Source organism: Kingella sp. SNUBH-2017, assembly GCF_028680565.1.
Classification (GTDB): domain Bacteria; phylum Pseudomonadota; class Gammaproteobacteria; order Burkholderiales; family Neisseriaceae; genus Kingella_D; species Kingella_D pumchi.
The window spans coordinates 1-2,404 of sequence record NZ_JAPHVK010000024.1; the positions used below are offsets into that span (position 1 = coordinate 1).

Sequence of the window (2,404 nt, forward strand, 5' to 3'; positions counted from 1 at the left end):
AGGTTACGGCAGACGATACGCTGTTTTGCTGCAGGTTTTCTTGGGTCTTGCCGTAACCGGCCATCGCCACGCCGTTTTTCAGGCTGCCGGTTAGGCCGGACTTTTTGCGCTCGTGGTTTTCCCAATCCTGGTAGCGGTTGTCTTGTGATTAATGCGGTGGTGGGTAAATCCGCTTACATCCAACACATCATAGCTACTCAAACAATCCGTATAGACAATACTGTCAGGCATAATTTTCTTTGTGATAACAGGAAATAACGTCTCTCTTTTAGCGTTCTCAATAACCACGGTATAAACCTTGCCGCCGCGTTTGAGAATACCAAAAACTGCCACCTTGTCTGCCGCACCGCGTCCACGTTTGCCTTTGCGGTGTCCGCCAAAGTAGCTTTCGTCCGCTTCCACTTCGCCGTCAAACATTTCCAGATGGCTGCTGTTTTGGTAAATGAGCAGGCGTAGGCGATGGAAGTAATACGCAGCCGTGCTTTTGTTGACATTCACCAATTCGGCAGCCGTACGGGCGGTTACGCCTGCTACGAATAGCTCAATCAGTTTGTTTTGTTTGTACTGACTTAGACGACTTTTTCTCATAGGGGAAATTCTAACTTAATGTGAATTTCCTGAGTTATCTAGGACAGCCCCAAATATTTTATTAAAACAAATTAGTTCATTATCATGCTCATCCAAGAACGAACAGCATCTATAATCGATTTCCTTATCATAATAATAACATTTAATTTTAATCATATAATGTATCTTAAGTTAAGGTTCATAAATTGGATAAGCTAGGAACTCTTTACCAAATCAAACTGAATTTTCTCGGGATGTTTAAACATCAATGTCGAGATCGGTTTCGTCATATATGAAGAAAAGTCCCCTTCACGAACAAAACACATCCATTCATTTCCCATTCCGAATATTTTCCCATGTTTCATATGCCTCATCAGAATTTTTACTGTTTAAAAATATTGAAACTGCCTGCTTAAGCTCATGCTCATCTAATTCCCAAGGCTCTATGTCCTCTCTAAATTCCAATGGACAATAACGGTCTGCAATAATGTATAAACTTCCCGCAATGTCAGCACGATCCCATTGCTCCCCACCTCCAAAATCACTGGCGTTACTTCTCCACATTTCCATATATGCATCAACAAAAGTATCAGCGTCTATTTTGTCATCAATAAAGTCTGTTGCTAAGCATAACAATGGGCTCATTTTTTTCATTGCAAATATCCATTCTTAATAAAATTATTATACTGTGGCTGTCCTTTATTTAATTTTATCACTGTAACGAATTCATCATCTTTGGAAAATACAACAGCAATATTACTGTCACGATTATAAAAAACTTTAGAATCTGGCAGACGATAACGGCCATATTGAATAGTTTCTTTATGCTTCATATGATTAATAATAGCATCTCCAAAAATTTTCCAATTCGAAGGATTTGATTTTGTAGTATCAATACCAAATTCAACAGCATGTTTAAATTTCTTCTGTAATTGCTTTTGAGATAATTTAGCTCTGTTGATATAATTAATATTTCTTACTGAATTTTCAAGTTTTTCGAATACTTTAGGCGAGCCTTTCGCATCTTTGGCCAATTCAAACAATTTCTTGGCTGTGCGCAAATCCCCCGCTTCTTTGGCAGCTTCGTAGGCCTTTCTGAAATCGCGGACGGTTTCTAGTTTTTTAGCTACTTTCACTCCCGGAATGGCAAAAATAGTTGCAACAGCATAATCTCTAAACGTGTCGGCCTGTTTGAAATCTTTAATCGTTCCGACAACCGTCATATCGGTAAGCAGTTCGCTGCCAATCCGCATCATTTTTGCATTGGCGGCAATTTCTTCCGGTGATTTGCCGTAAGACATTAACACAACAGTATCGGTTTTGCCGAACTCTTCGCTATGAGCCTGCCTTCTTTCGGGATTAAATGCCATTTTAAAATCAAACAATCTGCTTAATGGAGTGGCACTTAACCCACTCATAGCAACTTCCGCTTCTTTTCTCAACCGAGTACATAAAGGAGAACGGATATTGGCATTACATTCAGCTAGCAGTCGCAAATCTCGCTCTTTATTTAGCCTTTCCAACCTTTTTTGTTCCGCGCAGGCTGCCTTATCTCCTTTTCGGCAAGCTACAGCAGCATCTACTTGAGCATTGAGTTCCTCTCTAGTTAAGTAATTATTCTCCACCGCATTCTGCCCCAACACGCCCCCTACTTGCGCATTGAACAGGGCATTGGTGTTTGTGCCGCTGGTGCCGTTCAGACTGCCTCCCGCCGCACCGACCACCGAAGCAAGCGCCCCGGTCTGCGCTTTGATCTCTTCTTTGATGTGCTCGGGCAGAAGGTTGGGATTGAATTTTCCGCTTATCGGGTCGATGGCAGTGCGGCCGTCGTCGTATT

Annotated in this window: 2 protein-coding genes and 1 pseudogene; all 3 read right to left on the bottom strand. The window is 41.6% G+C overall.

Annotated elements, in window-relative coordinates:
* Nucleotides 1-138: 138 nt before the first annotated feature.
* Nucleotides 139-588, bottom strand: a pseudogene (locus OP500_RS11135) (IS1595 family transposase); the annotation flags it as partial.
* A gap of 309 nt (nt 589-897) precedes the next feature.
* Complete coding sequence (locus OP500_RS11140) at nt 898-1,221, bottom strand: colicin immunity domain-containing protein (RefSeq protein ID WP_009426033.1); 324 nt, start codon at nt 1,219-1,221, stop codon at nt 898-900.
* Nucleotides 1,218-2,404: DUF6862 domain-containing protein (locus OP500_RS11145; RefSeq protein WP_274070995.1), on the bottom strand; the 1,187-nt coding region annotated here is incomplete at its 5' end. The genes OP500_RS11145 and OP500_RS11140, both read right to left, overlap by 4 nt.